General features: G+C 65.2%; 24 protein-coding genes and 1 pseudogene. 10 read left to right on the forward strand and 15 right to left on the reverse strand.

Annotation, left to right across the window (positions count from 1 at the left end; all coding sequences use genetic code 11):
- Positions 1-692: 692 nt before the first annotated feature.
- Both ACQR13_RS25160 and ACQR13_RS25165 read left to right on the forward strand, forming a co-directional pair.
- Positions 693-1,319 carry a LysE family translocator gene (locus tag ACQR13_RS25160; protein ID WP_315715486.1) on the forward strand — a complete coding sequence of 209 codons (627 nt, stop codon included), beginning with the start codon at positions 693-695 and terminating at the stop codon, positions 1,317-1,319.
- Positions 1,320-1,453: 134 nt separating this feature from the next.
- Positions 1,454-2,218, forward strand: coding sequence for a serine O-acetyltransferase (locus ACQR13_RS25165; RefSeq protein ID WP_316202487.1), 765 nt, complete (start codon positions 1,454-1,456; stop codon positions 2,216-2,218).
- A 34-nt stretch (positions 2,219-2,252) separates the two neighbouring features.
- Here the strand turns inward: ACQR13_RS25165 and ACQR13_RS25170 are convergent, their stop codons facing one another.
- The 5 genes from ACQR13_RS25170 to ACQR13_RS25190 all read right to left on the reverse strand — a co-directional run bounded on the left by ACQR13_RS25170 (position 2,253) and on the right by ACQR13_RS25190 (position 6,600).
- A complete protein-coding gene (locus tag ACQR13_RS25170; RefSeq protein ID WP_316171942.1) occupies positions 2,253-2,471 on the reverse strand; it encodes a hypothetical protein in 219 nt (72 codons plus the stop codon).
- Between the two features lie 170 nt (positions 2,472-2,641).
- A complete protein-coding gene (locus ACQR13_RS25175) occupies positions 2,642-4,264 on the reverse strand; it encodes a methyl-accepting chemotaxis protein (RefSeq protein ID WP_315715483.1) in 1,623 nt (540 codons plus the stop codon).
- Between the two features lie 505 nt (positions 4,265-4,769).
- Positions 4,770-5,153, reverse strand: a complete 384-nt coding sequence (locus ACQR13_RS25180) for a DUF302 domain-containing protein (RefSeq protein WP_316171943.1) — start codon at positions 5,151-5,153, stop codon at positions 4,770-4,772.
- Between the two features lie 182 nt (positions 5,154-5,335).
- Positions 5,336-5,716 (reverse strand): EF-hand domain-containing protein, encoded by a 381-nt coding sequence (locus ACQR13_RS25185; RefSeq protein WP_316202485.1) that lies wholly within the window; start codon positions 5,714-5,716, stop codon positions 5,336-5,338.
- A gap of 149 nt (positions 5,717-5,865) precedes the next feature.
- On the reverse strand, positions 5,866-6,600 hold the full coding sequence (locus tag ACQR13_RS25190; RefSeq protein ID WP_315715480.1) for a DUF899 domain-containing protein: 735 nt from the start codon (positions 6,598-6,600) through the stop codon (positions 5,866-5,868).
- Positions 6,601-7,545: 945 nt separating this feature from the next.
- On the opposite strand from ACQR13_RS25190, the gene ACQR13_RS25195 reads away from it, so the two are divergent.
- On the forward strand, positions 7,546-7,758 hold the full coding sequence (locus ACQR13_RS25195; protein ID WP_315752098.1) for a hypothetical protein: 213 nt from the start codon (positions 7,546-7,548) through the stop codon (positions 7,756-7,758).
- A 63-nt stretch (positions 7,759-7,821) separates the two neighbouring features.
- Here the strand turns inward: ACQR13_RS25195 and ACQR13_RS25200 are convergent, their stop codons facing one another.
- From ACQR13_RS25200 to ACQR13_RS25210, 3 genes are all read right to left on the reverse strand, one after another.
- The gene (locus ACQR13_RS25200; protein WP_316202484.1) at positions 7,822-9,519 is read right to left on the reverse strand and encodes a response regulator; all 1,698 of its coding nucleotides are present in this window, start codon (positions 9,517-9,519) and stop codon (positions 7,822-7,824) included.
- Positions 9,509-11,035 (reverse strand): ATPase domain-containing protein, encoded by a 1,527-nt coding sequence (locus ACQR13_RS25205; RefSeq protein ID WP_316171948.1) that lies wholly within the window; start codon positions 11,033-11,035, stop codon positions 9,509-9,511. Before ACQR13_RS25205 ends, ACQR13_RS25200 begins: the two co-directional genes overlap by 11 nt.
- A 227-nt stretch (positions 11,036-11,262) precedes the next feature.
- Positions 11,263-12,297 (reverse strand): YihY/virulence factor BrkB family protein, encoded by a 1,035-nt coding sequence (locus tag ACQR13_RS25210; RefSeq protein WP_434863340.1) that lies wholly within the window; start codon positions 12,295-12,297, stop codon positions 11,263-11,265.
- Between the two features lie 360 nt (positions 12,298-12,657).
- Between ACQR13_RS25210 and ACQR13_RS25215 the strand changes: the two genes are divergently transcribed.
- Both ACQR13_RS25215 and ACQR13_RS25220 read left to right on the forward strand, forming a co-directional pair.
- Positions 12,658-12,903: a DUF3551 domain-containing protein gene (locus ACQR13_RS25215; protein WP_315715474.1), complete on the forward strand. Its 246-nt coding sequence runs from the start codon at positions 12,658-12,660 to the stop codon at positions 12,901-12,903.
- Positions 12,904-13,286: 383 nt separating this feature from the next.
- Positions 13,287-14,177, forward strand: coding sequence for a hypothetical protein (locus ACQR13_RS25220; RefSeq protein WP_434863341.1), 891 nt, complete (start codon positions 13,287-13,289; stop codon positions 14,175-14,177).
- 84 nt (positions 14,178-14,261) lie between these two features.
- Here ACQR13_RS25220 and ACQR13_RS25225 read toward each other — a convergent pair whose 3' ends face one another.
- The 7 genes and pseudogenes from ACQR13_RS25225 to ACQR13_RS25255 all read right to left on the reverse strand — a co-directional run bounded on the left by ACQR13_RS25225 (position 14,262) and on the right by ACQR13_RS25255 (position 19,040).
- Positions 14,262-14,753, reverse strand: a complete 492-nt coding sequence (locus ACQR13_RS25225; protein ID WP_316174777.1) for a GNAT family N-acetyltransferase — start codon at positions 14,751-14,753, stop codon at positions 14,262-14,264.
- Between the two features lie 40 nt (positions 14,754-14,793).
- Entirely contained in the window at positions 14,794-15,066 is a 273-nt protein-coding gene (locus tag ACQR13_RS25230) for a hypothetical protein (RefSeq protein WP_316186026.1), read from the reverse strand.
- A 287-nt stretch (positions 15,067-15,353) separates the two neighbouring features.
- Positions 15,354-15,884 (reverse strand): DUF4142 domain-containing protein, encoded by a 531-nt coding sequence (locus ACQR13_RS25235; RefSeq protein ID WP_410052232.1) that lies wholly within the window; start codon positions 15,882-15,884, stop codon positions 15,354-15,356.
- Positions 15,885-16,082: 198 nt separating this feature from the next.
- Entirely contained in the window at positions 16,083-17,756 is a 1,674-nt protein-coding gene (locus ACQR13_RS25240) for an FAD-dependent oxidoreductase (protein WP_434863342.1), read from the reverse strand.
- Between the two features lie 61 nt (positions 17,757-17,817).
- Positions 17,818-18,312: a MarR family winged helix-turn-helix transcriptional regulator gene (locus ACQR13_RS25245; RefSeq protein ID WP_434863343.1), complete on the reverse strand. Its 495-nt coding sequence runs from the start codon at positions 18,310-18,312 to the stop codon at positions 17,818-17,820.
- 237 nt (positions 18,313-18,549) lie between these two features.
- A pseudogene (locus tag ACQR13_RS25250) lies at positions 18,550-18,615 on the reverse strand (adenosine-specific kinase); the annotation flags it as partial.
- A 179-nt stretch (positions 18,616-18,794) separates the two neighbouring features.
- Positions 18,795-19,040 (reverse strand): HypC/HybG/HupF family hydrogenase formation chaperone, encoded by a 246-nt coding sequence (locus tag ACQR13_RS25255; protein WP_434863344.1) that lies wholly within the window; start codon positions 19,038-19,040, stop codon positions 18,795-18,797.
- Between the two features lie 131 nt (positions 19,041-19,171).
- Here ACQR13_RS25255 and ACQR13_RS25260 point away from each other — a divergent pair, with 131 nt between their 5' ends.
- The 5 genes from ACQR13_RS25260 to ACQR13_RS25280 are packed head-to-tail and all read left to right on the forward strand — an operon-like array spanning position 19,172 to position 23,518.
- Positions 19,172-19,672: a HyaD/HybD family hydrogenase maturation endopeptidase gene (locus ACQR13_RS25260; protein ID WP_434863345.1), complete on the forward strand. Its 501-nt coding sequence runs from the start codon at positions 19,172-19,174 to the stop codon at positions 19,670-19,672.
- Positions 19,662-20,081, forward strand: a complete 420-nt coding sequence (locus ACQR13_RS25265) for a hydrogenase expression/formation C-terminal domain-containing protein (RefSeq protein ID WP_434863346.1) — start codon at positions 19,662-19,664, stop codon at positions 20,079-20,081. The genes ACQR13_RS25260 and ACQR13_RS25265 overlap by 11 nt, the downstream gene beginning before the upstream one ends.
- Complete coding sequence (locus ACQR13_RS25270) at positions 20,074-21,138, forward strand: hydrogenase small subunit (protein ID WP_434863347.1); 1,065 nt, start codon at positions 20,074-20,076, stop codon at positions 21,136-21,138. Before ACQR13_RS25265 ends, ACQR13_RS25270 begins: the two co-directional genes overlap by 8 nt.
- Positions 21,135-21,794, forward strand: coding sequence for a hypothetical protein (locus ACQR13_RS25275; RefSeq protein WP_434863348.1), 660 nt, complete (start codon positions 21,135-21,137; stop codon positions 21,792-21,794). The genes ACQR13_RS25270 and ACQR13_RS25275 overlap by 4 nt, the downstream gene beginning before the upstream one ends.
- Positions 21,791-23,518, forward strand: a complete 1,728-nt coding sequence (locus ACQR13_RS25280) for a nickel-dependent hydrogenase large subunit (RefSeq protein ID WP_434863349.1) — start codon at positions 21,791-21,793, stop codon at positions 23,516-23,518. The genes ACQR13_RS25275 and ACQR13_RS25280 overlap by 4 nt, the downstream gene beginning before the upstream one ends.
- Position 23,519: the final 1 nt, after the last annotated feature.

Below are 23,519 nucleotides of genomic sequence, written 5' to 3' on the forward strand. Positions count from 1 at the left end.
GCTCGTCGGCGCACGGAGGCGTCCTCCCGCTCGTTCTGTTTCGCGCGCGCCGGCTCAGCCTTCTGGCGCGCATCGGCGAGATCCCGCGACGCAACGCGCCCGGGCTGATGGGATCGACGATCCCTCGCGAAACACGAGGGCGCGGGGAATGCCGGGAGCTGGCCGCCCCCATGGCCCGCCTGCGAAAAAAATGCAGGCGGCAGGAACCACAGGTTCAGCCGAGACATCCCGGCATTCCCCGCGCGATGGTCTTCACGCTTATACCGTGATCTCCCCGGTGTACGGCTCTTTAGCCACCGTCGCCCTCGGACTCATCGCCCGAAAGCTTAGCGCCAGCGTCGCGGCGCCAGGACCACACGACTTCACGTCCGCCAGCTGCCGTTCGTCCGCGTGCAAGCACGCTGCGGCAGATAAGCGGCCATCGCCTCCCCGCCTCACGTGTCGTGACGATCGCGATACGCCCCTCGTGGCGAAGCAGGATGGATGCAGTAGAGCACATTTTCTGGAAAAGCGAAAGCGCTTTCTTTTGGAGCGCCGCAGCGACCGAAGGTCGTTCATGACACGCCTTGCGTTGGCAGACGGATTGTGATCGTCGAGGAAAACAGCAAAGCGGCCCTCGCAACAAAGATCATTGAGGCCCTATCCGCCTCGATATACCAACGTCGCATATGTCCTCGCGAGAGACGATCAGCATGACGATCGAGACCTGGTTCGCGTTTGCGGGAACGTCCATCATCCTCCTGGTGATCCCGGGGCCGACGGTTCTGCTGGTGGTCTCCTATGCGCTGGGCCAGGGATGGCGAACCGCGCTGCCGACGGCCGTCGGCGTCGCGCTGGGCGACTTCACCGCCATGACCTTGTCCATGCTGGGCGTCGGTGCGTTGCTGGCGACCTCGGCGCTGCTGTTCACCGTGCTGAAATGGATCGGCGCGGCCTATCTCGTCTGGCTTGGGATCAAGCTGTGGCAGGCCGGCGGCGCGCTGAACGCCGTGCCGCGGACCGACAGGACCTCGGCGCTGAAGATGCTCGGTCACGCCTGGATCGTCACGGCGCTGAACCCGAAGAGCATCACCTTCTTCGTCGCGTTCCTGCCGCAGTTCCTCAGTCCGAACGGCAGCTTCCTCACGCAGATGGTGGTGTTCGAATCGACCTTCGTCGTGCTCGCCTTCGCCAACGCCGTCGGCTATGCGCTGATCGCCTCGCGCGCCCGCGCGCTCGTACGGAGCGCGAAGGTGATCAGCATCTTCAACAAGGCGGGCGGCACCCTTCTGATCGGTGCGGGCGTCGCCGCCGCGGCGGCGCGGACGGCTCAGAACTGAACGGACTGCGACCTTCGGCGTGGATCGTCGCCGGCCACATCGGATGACGACGCCCGCGAGGCGTCGTCCAGGTTTCTGCAACGCGCAGGTCAGGCTATATTGTCGCCGTCACCTGTTATCGAGCAGGCTTTGCCATGGCCGACACACACCCATCCAGTCCCGAGCTCTGGTCGTCGATCCAGCACGAGGCCCGGCGCATCGCCGCGGCCGATCCCGTGTTCAGCCGCGCCCTGTCGGCTGCAATCCTCGATCATTCTGATCTCGGCAGCGCCGTCGCGCAGCAGATTGGCATCCGCCTCGGCAGCGGCGATGCCGCGCGCGCCCGATTTGCCGCGGTCGCGCGCGAGGCGTATGCCGCCGCGCCTGAGCTCGTCGAGGCGGCGGGTCGCGACCTCGGGGCGATCGCGACGCAGGATCCAGCGACGACGGCGCTGCTGCCGCCGCTGCTGAACTACAAAGGCTACGTCGCGCTGCAGGCGCATCGCGTCGCGCACTGGCTCTGGAGCAACGGGCAACCCGACCTGGCGCTCCTGATGCAGGCGGACTCGTCAACATCCCTGCAGGTGAGCATCCATCCCTCGGCGCGGCTCGGGACCGCGGTGTTTCTCGATCATGCCACCGGCATCGTCATTGGCGCCCACAGCAGCATCGGCCACGACGTCACCATTCTGCAGAACGTTACGATCGGACGACACGACGCGCTGCCCGGCCGCGCCCCACGGATCGGCCGCGGCGTGCTGCTCGCCTCGGGCGCGACCGTGCTGGGCGACGTCGCGATCGGTGATTTTGCCAAGATCGGCGCCGGTGCCGTCGTCACCACCGATGTGCCGTCGGGCTGCACCGCCGTGGGCGCGCCGGCGCGGCTGACGAACTGCCCGGAGCAGCCGGTCCCAGCCTGACCACGACTCCTCGCGACCCCTGGGGCGGCCGGTTCTACAGCAATGTTTCAAGCTTGCCCGCGGTGACGGAGATCAGGTCGCGGATCTTGTCGCACTCGGCCGCAAGCGGTGCGAGGGCCGGATCCGACCTGATGCACCGGTCCAGATTGTCGACCGCGCTTCGCCAAGCCTCCAATTCGCGCCGCAGCCGTCCGACCTCGCCGGTGACCACCGCATCGCGCAGCCGTTCTGCTTTCGCGCCGATGATACGCAACGAGGCCCGGGCGGGAAATGCGAGGATATCAGCCACGGGTCGCCCCGATGAGAAAGGTGGAATTCGGCGAAGACGACAGGCGCATGACGTGCGGGGCGGCGGCATTGCCTGCACGGCGCGGCGGCCTGGATTGACAGGCCGCCGCGCGATCGGTGCTTTCCGATCCGACCTCAAGCCGCGGCGCGCTCGGCCAGAGCCTGAGCCTCGGCCGCGGCGCGCGCCATGCTGGACGACATCTCGCTCGTGACGGTGCTCTGCTCCTCGACGGCGGCGGCCGTCGACGTCACATACTCGCTGACGTTCTGGATCGCCTGCTTGATCGAGCCGAGAGACGTGACGACGCCCCCGGAAATATTGTTGAGACTGTCGATCTCGGTCGCGATCTTGTCGGTGGCGGTCTTTGCCTGGGTGGCAAGGTTCTTGACCTCGGAGGCAACGACGGCAAAGCCCCTGCCAGCTTCGCCGGCCCTGGCGGACTCGATGGTGGCATTCAGCGCCAGCAGATTGATCTGGCCGGTGATGTTGTGGATCATCTCGACGATGCCGCTCATCGACTGAGCGGCATCGGAGAGCCGCTGCGCCTGCGCGTCGGCTGAGGTGACACGGTCCACCGCGCCCATGGCGGTCTCGCGCGACTTCGTCATGGCTTCGGAAATCTCCCGCACGGACGCGTTGAGCTCCTCCGCGCCCGCCGCCACCGATTCCATCATGGCGCGCACGCGCTCGTTGCCCATGCGAACGAAGACCTGCCGGGTGACGTCGGTCGCGTATTTGACCACCTTGAACGGCTTGCCGTTGAGGTCGAGGATCGGATTGTAGGAGGCCTGGATATAGACCTCCCGGCCGCCCTTGCCGATGCGCTTGTATTCGGCCGACTGGTACTGACCACGGTTCAGGCTGGCCCAGAAGTCGCGGTAGGCGGCGCTCTCCCGCTCGGACGGTTCGACGAACATGCTGTGATGCTTGCCCCGGATCTCGGCCAGCGTGTAGCCGAGCGCATGCAGGAAATTGTCGTTCGCGGTGATGACCGTACCGTCCATGTTGAACTCGATCACGGCCTGGGACTTGCCGATGGCCTCGATCTGGCCGGCGAGGTCGGCGTTCGTCAGCTTCTGCGCGGTGACATCGGTTGCGAACTTGACGACCCCGATTGGCCTGCCCGTCGCATCCAGCACCGGATTGTAGGTGGCAAGGATCCACACTTCCTTGCCGCCCTTGCCGATGCGCTTGTATTCGCCGCCCTGATATTCGCCGCGATTGAGAGCTGCCCAGAACTCGCGGTAGGCCGCGCTGTCGCGCAGCGCGGGTTCGACGAACATGCTGTGATGCTTGCCCTGGATCTCGTCGAGGCGATAGCCCAGCGCGTCCAGGAAATTCTTGTTGGCACTGACGATGGTGCCGTCGAGCTTGAATTCGATCATGGCCTGCGCGCGATCGATGGCGGCAAGCTTGGAGCCGTCGGCCATGCTGCGCAGCTTCTTCTCGGTGATGTCGGTCGCGAACTTGACGACCTTCACCGGCTTGCCGGCGCTGTCGAGGACGGGATTATAGGACGCTTCGATCCAGATTTCGCGACCGCCCTTGCCGATGCGCTTGAACTCGGCGGCCTTGAGCTCGCCGCGGCTCAGCGCCGCCCAGAACTCGCGGTAGGCGGCACCGTCGCGTTCGGAAGGCTCCACGAACATGCTGTGATGCCTGCCCTGGATTTCCTCTAGCTGATAGCCGAGTGCGTTCAGGAAGTTCTTGTTCGCGGTGATGATCGTGCCGTCGAGCTGGAATTCGATCACGGCCATCGCGCGACTGATTGCTGCAAGCTGTGCTTCCGCGTCCGAGCGGCTGTTCGATCGAAACAACAAGGTAACCTCCAGATGAATAGTTCGTTTGCAGATGGTCGGCGGCGACGACGATCGTCCCGCGCGCCCGGCGACATGTCTGCGCAAAAATTGATGCAACTTGTTCCACTCTCGTTAAAGCGCGTTGAGAATTCCGGCTTTTCCGTAGTTCTACCGCTGTGACATGACGTCCGACATACAATGACGTCGCGCGGAAGCTGCGCTGCGGCCCCAGGATCGTCGACAATCGGGCGCGTGGCGCGGAGATCGTGGGGCGTCGCCTTGTTGGCGTGCAGCTCCTCTCCGAACAGCCGCACCAGCTCGCAGGACCTCGGCGCCGGGAGCAACCGCCACTGCAAGAACGCCTGATGCGCGCGGGCGATCACCGCGGTCCATCATCCCTGGTGTCGTCATGGACCTGGGCCGGCGATCCTCCGATCAGCGGTGGTCCCGTTGGACGGCAGAGCTACACCGCCTCGACCACCGCCTTCAAAGCGTCAGAGACCTTTGTGGCGAGCGTCGCGAGCGCCGCGTTCTCGATGGCCTGCATCGAGGCGACGGGATTCACGGCGGCGACCTCGACCCTCCCGCCGATCTCCTGGACGATGACGTTGCAGGGAAGCATGGTGCCGATCCGGCTCTCCGCCTGCAATGCCTCATGCGCCAGCTTCGGATTGCAGGCGCCCAGAATGGTGTAGGGCCGAAAGTCGGCGCCGATCTTCTCGCGCAGCGTCGCCTGCACATCGATGCGGGTCAGAACGCCGAAGCCGCGTGCCTTCAGCTCGGCCGTCACCCGCTCGATCGCCGCGTCGAACGATAGATTTACCGCTTTGGCAAAATAGTAGGTCATGCTCGCCTCTTTCCGGCTGGTCTGCCGCCGCGTCGACGCAGTTCGTCGCACGCGGCGATCGGATCTGACGGCGGCACTGTTGCGCGTCCGTGCGGCGGGCACTTGATCGAGATCAGCGAAATGGCCGCACTTGCCGGACTCGCGCCAGCGCAGGCCCGGCCATCACGCCGGTTTGACGCCGGTCATTGCGGCCCGTGCATGAACGCCTGCATCTCTTCCGGGGTCAACTTGCCGTCCTTGTTGCTGTCCATGGCCTTGAAGATGCGCTCATGCGCCGCCTGGAATTCCTGCAGCGAGATCGTGCCGTCGCCGTCGGTGTCGACAAGTGCGAACACCATGCGCATCAATGCCGGGCCCATGACGCCGCCGCCCATCCCGCCGCGTCCCATCGGGCCGGGCATATGCCCCATCATGCCGCCCATCGGCGAGCCGGTTGCCGGGGCCATCGCAGGCGGCTGCGTCTTCTGCTGATCCGGCGTGGTCTGGCTTTGCGCCAGAGCGGCGGCGGTGCCGCAGGCAAAAACCAGGGCTGATATCGTCAGTCGCAACATGGCTCGGCGCATGGAAGCCTCCTCGAATGCGTCATCACGCGCGACAAGTCCGCCGACCGGGCATCGATCCTATGAGGACTCTTCACGATTTCCTGTGTCCGCATGGCGGCACTGACGGCGCCGCGGATCACGCTGCGCTGATCCGCCCTACTCGTTTCGATCTACCGGCCGCAATGACAGTCTCGCGCGCCGCTTTCCTCATATTCATCGTGCAGGCGCACCCAATCGGAGAGATTGCCGCGGCCGGTCTCGTTGCGGCCCTTGGGCGTGAGATCGAGATAGTGATAGGCGCCGATCAGGGGATCGCCGCCGCGGGAGCGGACCTGGAACGTGCAGAAGATGTTGCCGGCGTCGTCCTTGGTGAACACGGTCAGGCCCGGGAGCTCGGGCGACCTGCTCGTCAAGGGTGCGAAATTGTAGGCGGCCTTGCCCGTCGCGATCTGCTCGTCCGAGAACGAGACCTGAAAGTCGAAGTTGAAATCACTGCCCTCGGATGACACCCAGTCGAACGCCCAGCCCATGCGCGCCTTGAACGGCGCGATCTCGGCGAGCGGCGCACGCGACACGACGACCAGGCTGACGTCGTGGTGGCGGAGGTGCTGGTTGGCGCCGTCGATGTGGTCGCACAGAAACGAGCAGCCGGGACAGCGGTGCGGATCGCCCGGCGCCATCATGAAATGATAGACGATCAGCTGGCTCCGTCCCTGAAACAGATCGCCCAGGCTGACGGGTCCGTCCGCCGCCTGGAAGACATAGTCCTTCTCGACCCGGACCCACGGCAGCGCCCGGCGGGCGGCAGCCAGCGCATCGCGCTGCCTGATGAAGGCCTTCTCCTGGGCGAGGTGGGCGCGATGCGCTTCGGTCCATTCGTCCGCGGTGACTATTCTGGGGGTCATGTCTGGAGTCCTCCGTGTCCTTCGCAGAGGACGATGCAAGGCTCGGCGGCCCGACACCGACGCCATCTATTTTCTCGGCGGGTCATCGCAGCGCGGCCGGGTGCGGGGAACCGCGGATCGACCAGAAAAGGCCAGCGTCGGGCGCCCCCACTCCCATCTCAGACCGGCGTGCGCGGTCGACCTGATCCACCGCCCGCTCTCGTCCGTTTCGGGGCAGCCATGGCAGACGTGTCGGATCAGAGCAGTGACTCCCACAGCGGTCGGACCGAGCCGGCGCGCTGCCGCGGCTGCGGCCAACCGGCGCGCGCGGTTCAGAGCATCCTGAACCCACGAACCGGCGAAGCGGCGCGTCTGTTCAATTGTACCGCCTGCGGATCTGTCAATTGGATGGACGACCGGCGGTGAGCACCGGCTCGGTCGCGGCTGGCTGCCGGCAAAAAACTGATCCGCGAGGAACAGACCTCGCATTCGGCCGTTTTCGATGATCGCCTCCGGTCCTGCAGACCCTGCCTCAAGCCGATGGTCTTGAGCTTCGCCATCGCGAGCGGGTCAGGCATCCCATGACGATCCTGACCCGCCGGTTGCGACGGCACGAGCTGAACACCATCGACACCGCGGCACCTCGGCGTTGGCTCGGCAGCGGCACGCGTGGCGCATCTCGTCGCTGAGCTGCGACAACGCCTGGCGGAGGTCGGTCTTGTCGCCGACAACGAGTATCAGTTCCCGATTACGAGCCTGCGCTCGCCGAAGCCCTCCGTCTCAGCACGGTGCATGTGAAGCGGGTGCTTCAGGAGTTCCGCGTTCAGGGTGTTCCGGACATCCGCAGGAACCTTGTCACAATGTTCGATTTTGAGATGGTCGTGGCTGCTGGAGGGTTCGATCCCGCATATCTCCACCAGATCGACGGCTCCCGCCTTCGGGTGACGGCAGATCAGGACGAACGAGATGCGCTTCTATGTGACAAGTCCTGGCGAAATGCGCGGCGATGGCGTCGATTTCGATGATGTCGAGACGGTGCTGATGCAGACGGCGGACACCGCGCTTGCAATCGCGCGCGACCGGCTCGATCCCTCCTCCACGAACGTCCGCCTCAAGGTCAGCTCCGATGACGGCGAGGTCGGGCATGTCACGGTTTCGGTGCTGATCGAGCGCGGTTGATCGCGAACTGGAGAGGTCCAAGGCCGCAGCTCGCTATCAGCAGCTCGCCATCAGCCCCCCGTATCACGAGATGCGCGCCTGCGACCAGACGTTGTCCATCTTCACCGCATCGAGTGCGGTCGCCAGTTCGTCGATGCGATATGGCTTCGACAGGATGCGGACGCCCGCCTCCTTGGCGGCGTGAACGGCAGCGCCCGAATAGCCGCTCGTCAGCAGGATCGGCATGTCGCCGCGCCGTTTCTGAATCTCGCGCGCCAGCTCGACACCGTTCATGCCCCCCGGCATCATGACGTCGGAGAACACGAGATCGACGATTCGTCCGTCGGCCAGCGCACCGAGCGCCGCGGCGGCGCTTGAGGCGCGGGTCACCTCATAGCCAAGCTGCCGGAGCATCTCGCCGACGAGCGCAGCGACCTCATCGTCATCCTCGACCAGCAGCACGCGGCCTTCGTTGCGCTGGCGGGCCTGGGGCCGCTGCAGATCGATCAGATGGTGCGGCTCCCTGGACGCCGCGTGCTCGGACCTCGGAAGGTAGAGCGCAATCGTCGTCCCCTTGCCCGGCTCCGAGTCGATGCGGACGGTGCCGCGTGACTGGGTGACGAATCCATAGACCTGGGCCAGCCCGAGGCCGGACCCTTTGCCGACGTCCTTGGTCGTGAAGAACGGCTCGAACACCCGGACGCGAACCTCCTCCGTCATGCCGGTGCCGGTGTCGATCACCGACAGGCGGACGTAGTCGCCGGCGATCTGATCGTCTTGCACATTGCGGAGGTTCTCGGCCCGAACCACGATCGTGCCGCCGGTCGGCATCGCGTCGCGAGCGTTGACGGCGAGATTCAGCACGACGAGCTCGAGCTCGCCGGGGTCGACCTCGACGGGCCAGAGCGCATCGGGGAAATCGAACTCGACATGCACGTCGCCGCGCAGGCTGCGGTCGAGCAGCTCGCGCATGCCGCCGATCTGGCGGGCGATGTCGACCGGCTCGGGCCGCAGCTCCTGCCGGCGCGAGAACGCGAGCAGCTGGCGGGTCAGGCTGGCGCCCCGCTGCGCCGCCTGGATCATGCCGTCCATCAGGCGGCGACGCCGCGCCGGATCGCTCTGGCGGTCGAGCATGTCGAGCCCGCCGGAGATCACCATCAGCAGATTGTTGAAGTCGTGCGCGACGCCGCCGGTCAGCCGGCCGATGGCCTCGATCTTCTGCGTCTGGCGCAGGGTCTCCTCGACCCGCGCGCGCTCGGCCATCTCGATGCGAAGATGCTCGTTCGACTCCGCGAGCGCCCGCGTCCGCTCGACGACGAGTTGCTCGAGCTGCTGCGCCGCCTGCTCGCGCGCCTGGATGAGAGCGCGAATCTCGTATTGACGACGTCGCGCCCGCAGCGCGGATTGAACGGCGCTGGTGAGCGTGATCGGCTGGATCGGCCGTTCGAGCAGCGAGACATTGCGCAGCGCGCTTACCAGATTGCGCCGCCACGTGACGACGGCACTCTGCTCGCGGTGACTCGTGAGCACGATGAAGGGCAAATCGGACCAGGCCGGCTGCCGCTCGACCCATTGCGTGAGGGCGGCGGTGTCCTTTGCGAACAACCCTTCCTCGGCCACGAAGACCGTGCCCACGCCTGCGCTCAACTCACTGAGCAGCTGCGTGAGGTCAGAGCAGACGGTCGTCTCGATTCTTGCACTGCGGAGCAGCTCTGCCGATGCCGGCCCGTCCCGCCCGATCGGCGCGAAGACGAGGACGCGGTGATCTCGCTCAATGCCCATCCCGCACGTCCATGTCGGGGATATCCGTTCCGGTGAAGCGCGGATTGCCGGAAAATATTCCGCTGAATTCCCTGAGCGGCGGGCCGAGGGTGATGCCGGAGCTGCTCAGGCGAAACTCGCGGATGCTGTGCTCGTGGTGACCGCTGCGCTTCTTGACCACCGACAATGCGCGTCGCACCGCCCCTCCCACCTCGAAATAGCGCAGCATCAGCACGGCATCGCTGAGATAGCTGATGTCCAGCGGCGTATCCATCGGCCCGACCAGACCGTGCTGCGCGAGCACGAGGATGGTCAGCACACCCTGCTGGCCGAGATAGGTCAGCAGCTCATGCATCTGCAGGATGAGAAAGCGCTCGTCGGGCATCGCGTTGAGATAGCCGTTGAGACTGTCGATGACGATCAGGCGGGCGCCGTCCTGCTCGACGCTCTGCCGAACGATGGCGCCGAATTCGCCCGGCGACAGCTCGGCCGGGTCGATCTGCTGGAAATGGATGCGCCCGGATTCCATATGGCGCTCGAGCGGCAGGCCGAGCGTCCGGGCACGGGCTTCCACGGTGCCGCGGCCCTCGTCGAACGCGAAGAAGACGGCGTGCTCGCCGCGCTGGGCCGCCGCGATCGCGTAGATCAGCGCCACCGAGGATTTGCCGACACCGGCCCCACCGATGAGAAGCGCATTGGTGCCGCGCTCCAGCCCGCCGCCCAGAAGCTGATCGAGCTCGGCGTTGCCGCTCGAGGTGAAATCGCCGGCGAAGGATCGGTGATGCTCCGCGGCGACCAGGCGCGGAAAGATCCTGAGCCCGCCCGAGGCGATCGTGAAATCATGGAAGCCGCCCCGAAACGAGATGCCGCGCATCTTGATCACGCGCAGCCGGCGGCGCTCCGCGCCATATTCGATCGCGAGCTGCTCCAGCATCACGACACCATGCGCGACCGAGTGGAGCTGCAGGTCGTCCTGCGAGGATGACAGGTCGTCGAGCAGGACGACGGTGCAGTTGCGCTTGGTGAAGAAGTGCTTCAGCGCGAGTACCTGGCGGCGATAGCGCAGCGGGCTCTGGGCCAGCAGCCGGAGCTCCGACAGGCTGTCGATCACAACACGGCTGGGATTGATGCGCTCGACCTCGTTGAACATCAGACCGGTGGTCTCGCTGAGCTCCACCTCCGCCGGATGGAACACGGTGAGCTCGCGCTCCGGGTCGAGCGTCGTTTCCGGCGGCACCAGCTCGAACATGTCGACGCCGGCGAGCGACCAGCCATGGCGCCGCGCCACGACCTCCAGCTCGCGCCGGGTTTCCGACAGCGTGATGTACAGCACGCGCTCGCCACAACTTGCGCCCTTCAGCAGGAACTGCAGCGCGATGGTGGTTTTCCCGGTGCCGGGACGGCCTTCATACAGATACAGGCGATTGGGATCGAAGCCGCCGCCGAGAATGTCGTCGAGGCCTTCACTTCCGGTGGAAATGCGCGGCAGATCCCTGGGCCCACCCTCGTCGCTTCCGCGAACAGGCTGCTCCGTCATGCATAAGCTCCGTCGTGACAATCGAGACGACGCCGCAGCGAACCCGACAATTCGGGGCTTCGCGACGACCCGATAGGAACACGGCGGATCCGCCTCGGGTTCCCCGGTTCCGTCTCAGGCGGGCGGTTCCACGAGATCGCCGTGGCGCGGGCCCCGTGCGTTGCGATGCCCGTGCGGCATCTCGCACGGCCGAGCCGATCGCACCTGCATTCTCAGCCGACGGCAGATCAGCTCCCACGGCCCACCGTGTCAGCCATCGTGGCGCCGCGGGTGCCAAGTGGCTGTGCGGCGCCGGTGGTGGTGTCGCGCCGGGTCTGATGCTCCAATTCGGCATCGAGCTCGGCACCGATCAGGATCACGATGGCGGAGATCCAGATCCAGGTCATGAAGCCGATGGCGGCGCCGAGCGAGCCGTAGGTCGCGTTGAAGCTGCCGAAATTCGCCGCATACCAGGAAAACAGCGCCGAGCCCGCGAGCCACAGCGCCGCCGCCAGCGCGCTGCCCCAACTGATCCAGCGCCATCTAGGCTCCTCGCGGTCCGGCCCGTAGCGATAGATCAGGGCCAGTCCGAGCGCGACGCAGATGAAGATCGCCGGCCAGCGGCCGATCCGCAGCACCAGGTCGCCGGCCCCGGACATGCCGAGATAGTTCAGCAGCACCGGGAGCACGACGACGGCGCCGATCGCAAGCAGCGCGAACAGGATCGCGCCGCCGGTGAACAGCAGCGAAATCGCGTTCAGCTTGATGAAGCCGCGCCTCTCGGGCTCGCGATAGACGATGTTGAGTGTGTCGAACAGCGACTTCATCGCCGCATTGGCGCTCCACAGCGAGATCGCCAGGCTGACGAGGAAGGTGATGCCGAGCGCCTGACGGCCGTTGGCAGAGACGCGCGTCAACTGGTCGCGCGCGATGTCGATGGCGCCGCCGGGCATCACGCCCTGCAACTGTTCCAGATGTCCGGTGATTTTGGCCGGATCGGAGAACAGGCCGTAGATCGCCACCAACGCGGCCAGCGCCGGAAAGATCGCCAGCAGAGTGTAGAACGTCATGCCTGCGGCGAGCGCAACGATCCTGTGCTCGGTGACGTTTTCATAGACCCGGAACAGGACGTCCTTCCAGCCGCGCGCGGGAAGCTCCGCGGGCGAACGCGCCAGCCGGCCGTGTCCAGCGCCGGACCGGCTCGCGCCTCCCGAGCCTTCCGTCTGTTCGGGCCGCTGATCGAAATAGTGGATCAGGAACGCGAACCCGAGCAGAGCCAGCATCCCGCCGGTGCCAGGTGTGCGCGGGCGGCTCGCGAAAACGCTCGAAGAGTCGCGATGTGCGGCGTCTGACGTCTTGGATCGGCGAAACATGGGATCGGTCCATCACCAGCGGCCAAAAGCAACCGGAGCGGTGGACGAATGTTCCGGCATCACGCCATGACGCGCGTTGCCGAGCTCCGCAATGGTGGGCTCCTCCGATCTTCAAAAGGCCAACTCGGGCAAGCGCCAACATGCCGACAATTTCGTCGGCCTGTGAACGCGTCGCAGCGCCGCCGACACAAAACAGTTGATGTTGCGCGCGAGGAACGGGCCTGCGCCCCCTTGCGTTGCAACGGTACTTTTCAACGCAAGGATAAACGCATGCGCCGCCTGTTATTTGCCTCGCTGTCTGCCACCGCCGTCCTCGCGAGCTTCGCCGCGATCTCACCGGCTTCCGCCGCGCAAGACCGCTTCTGCCTGCAGGGCAGGATGTGGGGCTATCCGGGCAACTGTCAGTTCTCCACCTATCGTCAGTGCCAGGCGGCGGCCTCGGGTACCGATGCGGGCTGCGGCATCAACCCCGCTTACGCCTATGCCCGGCAGCGCGGCTACGACCCACGCTATTGACCGCGGGTCATTGCGTCAGCCCTCGCGCGAGGAATGAGCCGCGCGATCCATCCAAACCTGGCAACAATTGAAACATGGCTGGCGGCGACATCTCTGGCCGCCACGCCCCCCTGGCCCTGCTCTATTGCATCGCGCAACGGCACCATGATCCTCTGGCTCATGATCCGTTAGCTGTTGCGGCAAGTCCCATCTGAGGCCGGCGGCCACGCGTTCTCTCCTCCTCCGCTGATACGTGCACGGAACATTGCGCCTCGCTGTTGCTTATACGGCGACCAATGTCGAACCGGAGGAGGACCATCATGGACGGACTGATTTATCTCGTGGGATTGATCGTGGTCATCATGGCCGTTCTGTCGTTCTTCGGTCTGCGCTGAGACGACATCATGGCCATGGAAACTGCGCCGGTCGTCACCTCACCCCTTTCAAGCGCGACGGCCGATAGCTGGACCCTGCAATGGACGCCGGTCGTTGCAGGAGCCCTGACCGCCGCCGCGGTCTCTTCGATCCTGATCGGCTTTGCCATGTCGGTCGGCCTCGGTGTCAGCTCCACCGCGCCGACATGGCGCGACGCCTCGGTGGCGCTCTGGCTCCTGTCCGGCCTCTATCTGGTGCTGCAGGCGCTGATCAGCTTCGGCTGCGGCGGCTACATGGCGGGCCGCTTGCGCGCAACGCACGGGCTTGCCGAAAGCGAAGAGATCGAAAAGCGCGACGGCCTGCATGGCATCTCAGCCTGGGCGCTGGCCGTCGTGCTCGGCGCTACCCTGGCCGTGCTCGGCGCGTCCGCGGCGACGCGGACCAATCCGCTGACTGCGCCCGCGACGGCCAATGAACCGTCGATCCTGAGCTATGAGCTCGACCATCTGTTCCGCGCGCCCCGGCGAGCACCCAGCCCGGATCTCGCCCCCGCACGCAGCGAGGCCGGCCGCATCCTGCTCACGGCGTCGAGCCACAATGGCGTCAGCCCGGAGGATCGCAGCTATCTCGTGCAGCTCGTCGGCGGCACGACCGGTCTCGCTGCTCCCGATGCCGAGCGGCGGGTGGACAGCGTGATCGCGGAAGCCAAGACCGCCATCTCGCGCACGCGCGCCGGCACCGTCATCCTGGCGTTCTCGGTGGCCACCGCGCTGCTGCTCGGCGCCGTCGCCGCCTGGGCGGCTGCGGAGAGCGGTGGCCGTCACCGCGACGGCAAGCCTGTCACCGGATGGATGCTGCACGCCAACCGCTTCAGCCGGCGGCGCGACATGTGGCGGCGGCCGATGTCGATGCCGGAATAGAGCACGTCAAGAACAGCGAGCGGCCCGGCCCATCGCCGGGCCGCTACGCATTTGTACCCCCGCCGCGAAAGACGCTCGCGCAATTCAGGCGAGCCGCAGGATCATCAGGTTCGCGTCGCTGCCATAGCTGCCGGTCGGATCCGCGGCGGCCGCCTTGTCGACCGCAAATCCTTGCCTCTCCCAGAATGGCGTCGAGCCGTTGACGGCGATCAGCGACAGCGACTCCAGGCCGAGCGCACGCGCGTGTCGGATCAGTTCCTCGACGATCACGGTCGCCGAGCCGCTGCCGCGAACCGCGGGCAGCAAAGCGAGATCGTGGATGTAGTAGGTCGATGCAGCCGACGGAATGCTTCCGATCAGCCGGTTCAAGGCCGGCGGCCGGCCGAGATGCCAGGGATGGCTGAGCACATAGCCGGCGATGCCGGCGCCGGTCCCACGCAGCACGCGGCATCCATCAGGGTGGAGACGCAGACGCTCCGCGAAAACACTCTTGTCCTCGGGATAGTCCGGGTGCACGCGGGCTGCGATTCCATCGACGTCAGCAAGATCGCTTGGCGCCATGGCACGCCAACTCATGCGGTCCGCACCGGTCTGGCTCGTCCTCACTCGCCCTTGCTCACTTGGCAAGCGCCAGCCAGCGTTCGCTGGCCGACAGCGCCGTCGGCCACAGCGCCTCCGTCGGCTGCCCGCGATGCAGTGCCTTGCCGACCTCGCAGATCGACATGAAGGCCGCGGAGCGCGCCTCCTCCACCTCGAGCGACTGCTCCGCGCTCGGGCTGCGGACGAGGCCCATCAGGCCGTTCAACGTCTGCAGTGCCGCTTCCGGCGGGCTCGCCTCCGCCGCCCTCAGCGCAGCCACGATCTGCTGCGCCTTTTCCGATTCGGTCATCACGTCGGTCATCGTCTTATCGCTTGCCCGTGCCTCATGGGAGAACGCTAGCAGCCGGACGAAGGTCGGGCAATGCTGGGGCGGACGACACTCCGATGCCGAACACGCAGTGCCGACGTGCGATTTCCGCCGGTCCCGGCTCGGCCATCTTGCGAGGCTGCTTCGCCAGCGTCTCAGCCAGCGTTGCATTGGCCTCGTGGTCGGCAAACTTGTTCTTCAGATGGCGCTATCATTGGCGATCACGACGCCCGGACAAGGCTGAGGCATCGTGGTCGCTCTGGCCCATGTCATTTCGCCAATGATTTCGCCATGTCGAGGTGCTTCTGCAGCACCGGCACGGTCTGCTGGGCGAAGTCCGACAGCGGTGAGTTTGCCGCGGCCTGCTTCTGATACTTCTTGATATCCTCCTGGTGATCGCGAACCATCGCCTGCGCGAACGCCTGGTCGAACCGACCGCCGGACATGCCTTCCAACCGGCTGTAGATGGCCTTCTGCTTCTTGCTCGGCTCGGACGGCACCTTCATCCCGTTCTGGCTCGCAAGCTGCTGCGCCTTCTGCAGATGCTCGCTATGGTCCTGCTGCAAGGCCTGCCCGAACTGCTTGACCTGATCGCTCTGCCCCTTCTGCTGCGCCAGCTTGCCCATGTTCACCTCGGACATGTCGCCCTCGATCGCCTCGGTCATGAAATGCTGATCCTTGGCGGGCGACTGACCTTTCGGAGCGGCGACCGCGCCGCCGGCCACCAACACGGTCACGGCAGAGGCGGCCATGGCAATTCGGATCGCTTTCGTCTGATGGTTGTGGATCATCCTGCTCATCGTTGATCTCCGAGGGGTTGGCTCTTGATCGTCCCGACGGCAAGAGCCTCGCCCGACGATCGTTCCTAAGCCCCGCGTGGCGGCCCTGCAGAATGCTTCCGCGCGCAACTACGCGGCGGGTTCCAAATGCTGCGGCACAACCGCCCCTGCAGCACGACGTCGATGACTTCTCGGTATCGGACCCGCGCCAGGCAGCGCTCAGTGAGGACCTGCATCCCCTCCGAGCGCCCGAGCCAGCACGCGTCGAAGCAGGCCGGCCTGCGCCGCGCTCCCGCGCCAGGCCACGATCTGATCGGGACGGATCAACGCGAGGTCGGCCTCGTAGAGATCGCGCAGGGCCCGCGGCAAGGTGACGATCTCGACGTCGGCACGCAGCGGCCCCATGGCCTCACGTAGTTGATCCTCATCGAGGCCGCTGCCCTCACACCGCAGCAGCGTCCATTCGAAGCCGAAGCGGTCGTACAGCGAGATACCTTGCTCCAGCCAGGCGTGCGGCGCGCGGCCGCCGGGACAGGCGCTCGGCACGTAGGCGTTGGCCGCATCCGGCGGCGGCCGGGTGCCATCGGGGACGATGATCGGTGAGCCATCATAGCGGCCGCCGAAGGTGACGCCGGGGATGTTGAACTCGGCGCGCGCATGCTGATCGAGATAGGCGCTGGCGATGCGCCGTGCCTCGTCGCCGGCCGCGGTCGCGTCCTCGATCTCGGGCACCGCGGCAAACAGGCCGAGCGAATCCGCAAAGCCGCGCGCGTAGCCGGTGTTGCGCAGCGCCACCGGACGGCGCTCGGCCTCGTAGCTGTCGAGCAGCGAGACGGGGCTCGTTCCCTTGACGACGCTCGCGAGCTTCCAGCCCAGATTGACCGCGTCCTCGATCGCGGTGTTGTAGCCGAGTCCGCCGGTCGGCGTGAACAGATGCGCCGCATCGCCGCCAAGGAAGACCCGGCCGCGCTGCAGGCGCTCGGCGACCAGCGCATGACCCGCGGTCCAGGTGAGGTGCGAAAGCACCTCGCAGGGAATGGGCGCACCGCAGGCGCGCTGGAACGCTGTCCTAGCATCATCGGCAGTGATCGCGCTTTCGTCCTCGCCGGGCCGCAGCTGGGTGTGGAAGGCAAACTCGTCGCGTCCGTTCACTGCGGCCATGAAGGCGCGGCGGTCTCGATTGAAGCAGACATACATCCAGGCCCTCGCATGCGGGACACTGGCGTAGAACTCCGGCGAGCGGAGATAGACCGCGAGCATGCGGCCGCCCATGAAATCGCGCCGGATTCCCGTCGTTCCGCCGTAGGAGATCCCGAGCGATTGTCGCACCGGGGAGCGCGGACCGTCGGCGCCGATCAGGAAATCGGCCGCGACCTCGCAGCGCGCGCCGTCGCTGACACGCTCGATGTCGGCGGCAATGCCGCCGTTATCCGCGACGTAGCCGATCAACCGATGACCGTAGCGCAACTGAATGCCCGCAAGCTGCGCCGCGTGCCTACGCAGGATCGCCTCGACGAATTTCTGCGACACCCGGTGCGGCAGCTCTGCTGCGCTCCACGAGCCGGACAGACCCTTCACCAGTTCCGTCGCGCGTGCAGCGGACGGCAATTGAAAACGTGCCAGCTCATGCGCCGTGTAGCGCGTGAAATAGGCGACGTCGGTCGGGTAGTCCGCGGGCAGGCCGGCGCGCCGGACCTCGTCGGCGAAGCCGAGCCGGCGGAAATGCTCCATCGTCCGCGCCTGCGTCGCGTTGGCCTGCGGGTTGAAGGCCGTTCCCGGCTTCTCGTCGACCAGGATTGCGGACACGCCGCGGCGGCCAAGCTCGTTGGCCAGCATCAGCCCGCACGGACCGCCGCCCACGATCAGCACCGAGGCGCTCAGACGTTCGATCACGGCGCTTCTCCTCGCAACGGAGGAATGCTAGCGCGCCCGGCAAATTAGTCAAGCAACCTGACTATCTGGTGTCGTCGAGCGTATCGAAGCGGGCGCCGTAGGCCGACAGTCCTTGCAGGATCGCGTCCATCACGGCCTTGCCGAGCTCCTTGCGCATCTCGGCTTCGGCCACATCGACGGCATCGCCGAACGCCTCCAGCCATTTCAGTCCGGCCGCCGTGAAGCGGACCAGGCGCGCGCGCCGGTCGCTCGGATCGGCCTCGCGCGACACCAGACCCAGCTCGACGCATTGATCGACCAGCTCGCCCATCGCCTGCTTGCTCATCGAGGCCCGCCGCGCGAGCTCGGTCAGCCGGGTGCCCTCGACATCGAGATTGCGGGTGAGGCTGACATGGGCGATCCGCGTCCCGCCATGACCGCTCTCGGCCATCAATTGGAGGACCCGGGATTCGAACCGGCGCACCGCATTGTTGAGCAGCCGGCCGACATTGGCGTGCCGCCATGCTGTTCCGGTTCGTCGCGCAAGCGGCGCCTCGCGTGGAGATCGCGCTGTCATCTGGAAAACACCTCGTCGAATCCGGCTACGCTGGGCCAGGGTAGCAAGCGCACGCTCGTTTCACCCGATTCGTGGCGATTCGTTGCGGCGTTTCGGTAAGAGCAGCTCCAACTTTTCCGATGATCTCGGCTTGAGGGCATACGCTCGCGAAGCCACCCTGGAGAACAAAGTCGTTCAAGATGGCCGGCCTGGCTGTCTGCTTCTGAAATCGATCGATGCTTCGTCATTACCTGATCAGCGCACCAGCCGCTTGCCGGAGGCCTCGCAGAAAGCCAGCCCGAAGCGGATGCCCTGAACCGCGCCGCGACGATCGAGGCCAAGGGTCCGCGGAGTCCATGCCGTCGTGGCATGCAAATGCACGTCGTCGTGCTTCGGAGCGACCATGCGCGCGGCAGGAACGCCCGATCGAGCAGCGCGACTTCGATCGCTGACGGCGTGCCCGTACGTTAGTCCGGCTGACGCAGGCGGCCCGCACGGCGCGTTCATGCATTGCCGCGCATCGCGTCTTCCGCCGCAAGCAGTTCGTCGAGAAGATCCCATGCACTCGCCGCTTCGGCTTCAGACATCTTCCGGATGGCGTAACCGACATGAACCACGACGTGATCGCCGGGACCGATCGTTTCATGCTGTAGCAAAAACAGACTCACCATGCGCTCGATGCCTTTGGCCTCGCATCGCGCCATGACTCCGTCACACTCCACGACCCGCATCGGGATGCCAAGGCACATGTCGGTTCCACGCAATTACTTGGATGCTAAATCATAGCCCGATCGATGAACTCGATTTGACGTGGATCAAGATAAGGGCATCATATTCGCTGCATAGAATATGAGGCGCCTGATCTCGCAGGAGTTCTCCTATGCGAACGCATGTCGCGGCGACCTACACGCTGGTGCTCGGAATCGGCAACATCCTGCTGAGCGATGACGGCATCGGTGTGCACGTCGTTCGGGCCCTCGATGCACTGGAATGTGCGGGCGAGCTACCGGATCGTGTTGCTCTGCGGGATGGCGGGACGCTCGGGCTGTCCCTGTTTTCGGAGATCGAAGATTTCGGCTCGCTCATCGCCGTCGACGCCGTGGAATTGGGCGCGAAGCCCGGCACCGTAAGAATCTTTCAAGGTCCGGAGATGGACCGGCAGCTGACGGGAAAGAAGCGGACGGCTCATGAGGTCGCGCTTGCCGACCTGATGTCGGCGGCGCGGCTGACCGGCTGCGAGCCGGCGCGTCGGGCGCTCGTCGCGGTTCAACCTGAATCCACGCAATGGGGCCTGTCGCTGACGCCCGCGGTTGGCGCGGCCATTCCCACCGCATGTCAGCAGATCAGAGCGCTACTCAGCAGGTGGCACCATGACAGTTGAAGCGGATGCCGCAGCGGGGTTCCGCACCGGGATGATCGACAGCCTGCTCCGCGAGATCGCCCATCACCTCGATGCGCTTGCCAAAACCGGCGCTTGCGCGGCGATCGATCTGTGCAGCCTGCCTCTCACGGTTGCGGACCGCAGCGAATTGGAGGAGCGGTTGGGCCATGGTGACCTGGAGGCCGTTTTGACCGCAGCCGGCATCAGCGAAATCTGGGAGACGCGCTATGCCGGCGTGTGGTGGGTTCGCCATTTGGGCGCCGGAGACAAACTCGCCGCCGAACGCATCGAAATCACGGCGTCGCCGGAGATCCTGACAAGCCATGCGGCCGACATCGCTGCGGCCAGCAACAAACTGTCTGAAGATCTGATCGACCGCGTCTCTTCAGAGGATGCCGAAGATGCATGAAACCCAGACGATCGGCGAGCTCTTGACGCACCGGGGCGTCTCCCGCCGCGCCCTGCTGAAATATACCGCCTATCTTGCCAGCCTTCTGGCGTTGCCCCCGATGGCCGCGAGGGGCATGGCGGAGGCGTTGGCGAATACGCGGCGCCAATCCGTGATCTGGCTCTCGTTTCAGGAATGCACGGGCTGTACGGAATCGCTGACACGTTCTTTCGGTCCAACCATCGAGGACATGATCTTCAATCTCATCTCGCTCGACTATCACGAAACGCTCATGGCGGTGTCGGGTGCTGCCGCGGAAGCGGCCCGCCTCGCTGCCATGCAGGAGAACAAGGGCAAATATGTCGTCGTGGTCGACGGCTCCGTTTCGACGAAAGATGGCGGGGTCTACTCCACCAACGCCGGCAAGACCAACCTCGAGGTGCTGAAGGAGACGGCCGCAGATGCAGCCGCGGTGATCTCCGTCGGGACCTGCGCGGCCTTTGGCGGCATTCCGCACGCAAATCCCAACCCCACCGGCGCAGTTCCTGTCAGCGACATCATCACCGACAAACCGGTGATCAATGTCTCCGGTTGCCCACCCATTCCGGAAGCCATCGCTGGCACGATTGCGTACTTCGTGACGTTCAACAAGCTTCCCGAGCTCGACGACAAGGGCAGGCCGAAAGCGTTTTTCGGCGATACGATTCATGACCGCTGCTATCGCCGACCGTTCTACGACAAGGGGCAGTTCGCCAAGCAGTTCGACGACGAGGGAGCACGCAAGGGCTGGTGCCTCTATGAAGTCGGTTGCAAGGGGCCCGTGACTTACAATGCGTGCGCGACCGTAAAATGGAATGGTGGCGTCTCCTTCCCGATCCAGTCGGGGCACGGCTGTCTGGGGTGTTCCGAACCGAATTTCTGGGATCGCGGCAGCTTCTACCAGCCGCTTTCCTCAAACACGTTGAATGATCCGGAGATCATCGGCGGCGCCGCGGCTGCGGGCGCGGCGGTCGGGATTGCCAGCGCATGGCTGGCGCGCCGACGCAAACAACGAGCGGAGAGGGAGACCCAGCCATGAGCCTGCTGGATTTCGTGCGCGGGCCCGCGATCGAGATTGCAATCGCGATATTCGTGGGCGGCGTGGTGTGGCGGCTCGCGTCACTGTTGCTCCTGCCCTGGACCAACGACAGATCGGCGAAGCGAGCCGGTGCACCGCACGCCGTGGTTGGCGCGTTCCGGGGCTTCGTGCGTCACCTATGGCCCGCGAACACCTATCTGCGCGCGTCGCTGTTCAGCACGGTGAACGGCTATGTCTTTCACGTCGGCCTTGCCATCGTCGTGTTCGGACTGGCGCAGCACATTCTATTCCTGCGCGGATTGTTCGGCTTTTCATGGCCGAATTTGCCCACCGGCGTGATCTCGGCCGCGTCGGTGCTCACGCTGGCGTCGCTGCTGGCTGCGCTGGCGCGGCGGATGACGAATCCGGTCCTGAGACTGCTTTCGACGCTTGACGACTACTTCAGCTGGCTGGTGACGTTCCTTCCGGTCGTGACAGGGCTGATCGCGGTGAGCCACCTATGGGCGCCGTATGAAACGCTCCTGTCCGTGCACATCCTGACCGTGTGCCTGTTCCTGATCTGGTTCCCGTTCGGAAAGCTCATGCATGCCTTCCTCGTCTTCCTGACCAGAAGCGAGACCGGGATCTTCTACAGCCGCCGGGGAGTTGAGATATGAACCAGCGCATCGTGGTCGATCCCATCACGCGCATCGAAGGGCACCTGCGGATCGAGGCGGAAACAGATCCCCAGGGCGCCATCACCGGTGCGTACAGTTCCGGCACGATGGTGCGCGGCATCGAACTGATCCTCAAAGGACGCGATCCGCGCGAGGCCTGGGCTTTCGCGCAGCGCATATGCGGCGTGTGTACGCTGGTCCACGGCATCGCCAGCGTCCGTGCCGTGGAGAATGCGCTGGGATACGCCATTCCGCCGAACGCGCAACTCATCCGCAACCTGATGATTGCCGCACAATATGTGCACGACCATGTCATGCACTTCTATCATCTGCACGCGCTCGACTGGGTCGACGTGGTGTCGGCGTTGAAGGCCGATCCGGCGGCGACGTCGCAACTGGCGCAATCGATCTCGAGCTTTCCGAAGTCGAGTCCGGGCTATTTCGCAGACACGCAGAAGAGACTGAAAGCCTTCGTCGAAGGCGGCCAGCTCGGCATCTTTGCAGGTGGATTCTGGGGACATCCCGGATTCAAGCTGCCGGCCGAAGCAAACCTGATGGCGGTCGCGCACTATTTGGAAGCGCTCGCCTGGCAGCGCGAGGTGGTGCAGCTCCATACCGTCTTCGGCGGCAAGAATCCGCATCCGAATTTCCTGGTCGGCGGCGCCCCGTCGGCGATCAGCCTGAACACCGGCGGCACCGCCATCGGCATCGACGGTCTGCAGACGGTGAAGACCGTGATCGGCCGAATGAAGGATTTTGTCGAGCAGGTCTATCTGCCGGACACGCTGGCCATCGCATCCTTCTACAAGGACTGGTTCGCGCGCGGCGAAGGCGTGGGCAACTTCCTGACCTACGGCGACTTTCCCGAAAAGGGCATGGACGACCCGGCCAGTTGGCTGATCCCGGCGGGCGCCATCCTCAATCGCGACCTGACCACGATCCATCCCGTCGACATGAACAATTCGGAGGAAATCCAGGAGTTCGTCTCCCATTCCTGGTACGACTATGCAACCGGCAAGGACAAAGGCCTGCATCCCTACGAGGGCGAGACCAATCTGCATTACACCGGTCCCAAGCCTCCCTTCGAGCAGCTCGATGTCGGTGCGAGCTATTCCTGGCTGAAGGCGCCTCGCTGGAAGGGCCATGTCATGGAGGTCGGCCCGCTCGCGCGCGTGCTGATGCTCCATGCCAAAGGTCACGAGCCGACGCGCGAACTGGCCGGTTACGCGCTGGGCAAGCTCGAGCTGCCGCTGACGGCGATGTTCTCGACCATGGGACGCACTGCGGCGCGCGCCCTGGAAAGCAAGATCGTCGTCGACCAGATGTCGACCTGGTACGACCGTCTTCTTTCCAACATCCGCGCGGGTGATCTGAACGTTCACAATTCGAACAAGTGGGATCCCTCAACCTGGCCCGCCGAAGCCAAGGGTGTCGGCTTCATGGAAGCGCCGCGTGGGGCGCTGGCGCATTGGGTGGTGATCAAGAACAAGCGCATCGATAATTATCAGGCCGTGGTGCCCTCGACCTGGAACGCGGGACCGCGCGATTCCAAGGGCCAGCCCGGACCTTACGAAGCGGCATTGATGGATCGCCACACCCTCCACGATCCTCGGCAGCCGCTCGAGATCCAGCGCACGATACACAGCTTCGATCCGTGCATTGCGTGCGCGGTGCATGTGATCGATCCGGAAGGCGAAGAGCTGATACAATTGCGGGTGAGGTAAG

It is taken from the genome of Bradyrhizobium sp. HKCCYLRH3059, assembly GCF_051168035.1.
Taxonomy (GTDB): Bacteria; Pseudomonadota; Alphaproteobacteria; order Rhizobiales; family Xanthobacteraceae; genus Bradyrhizobium.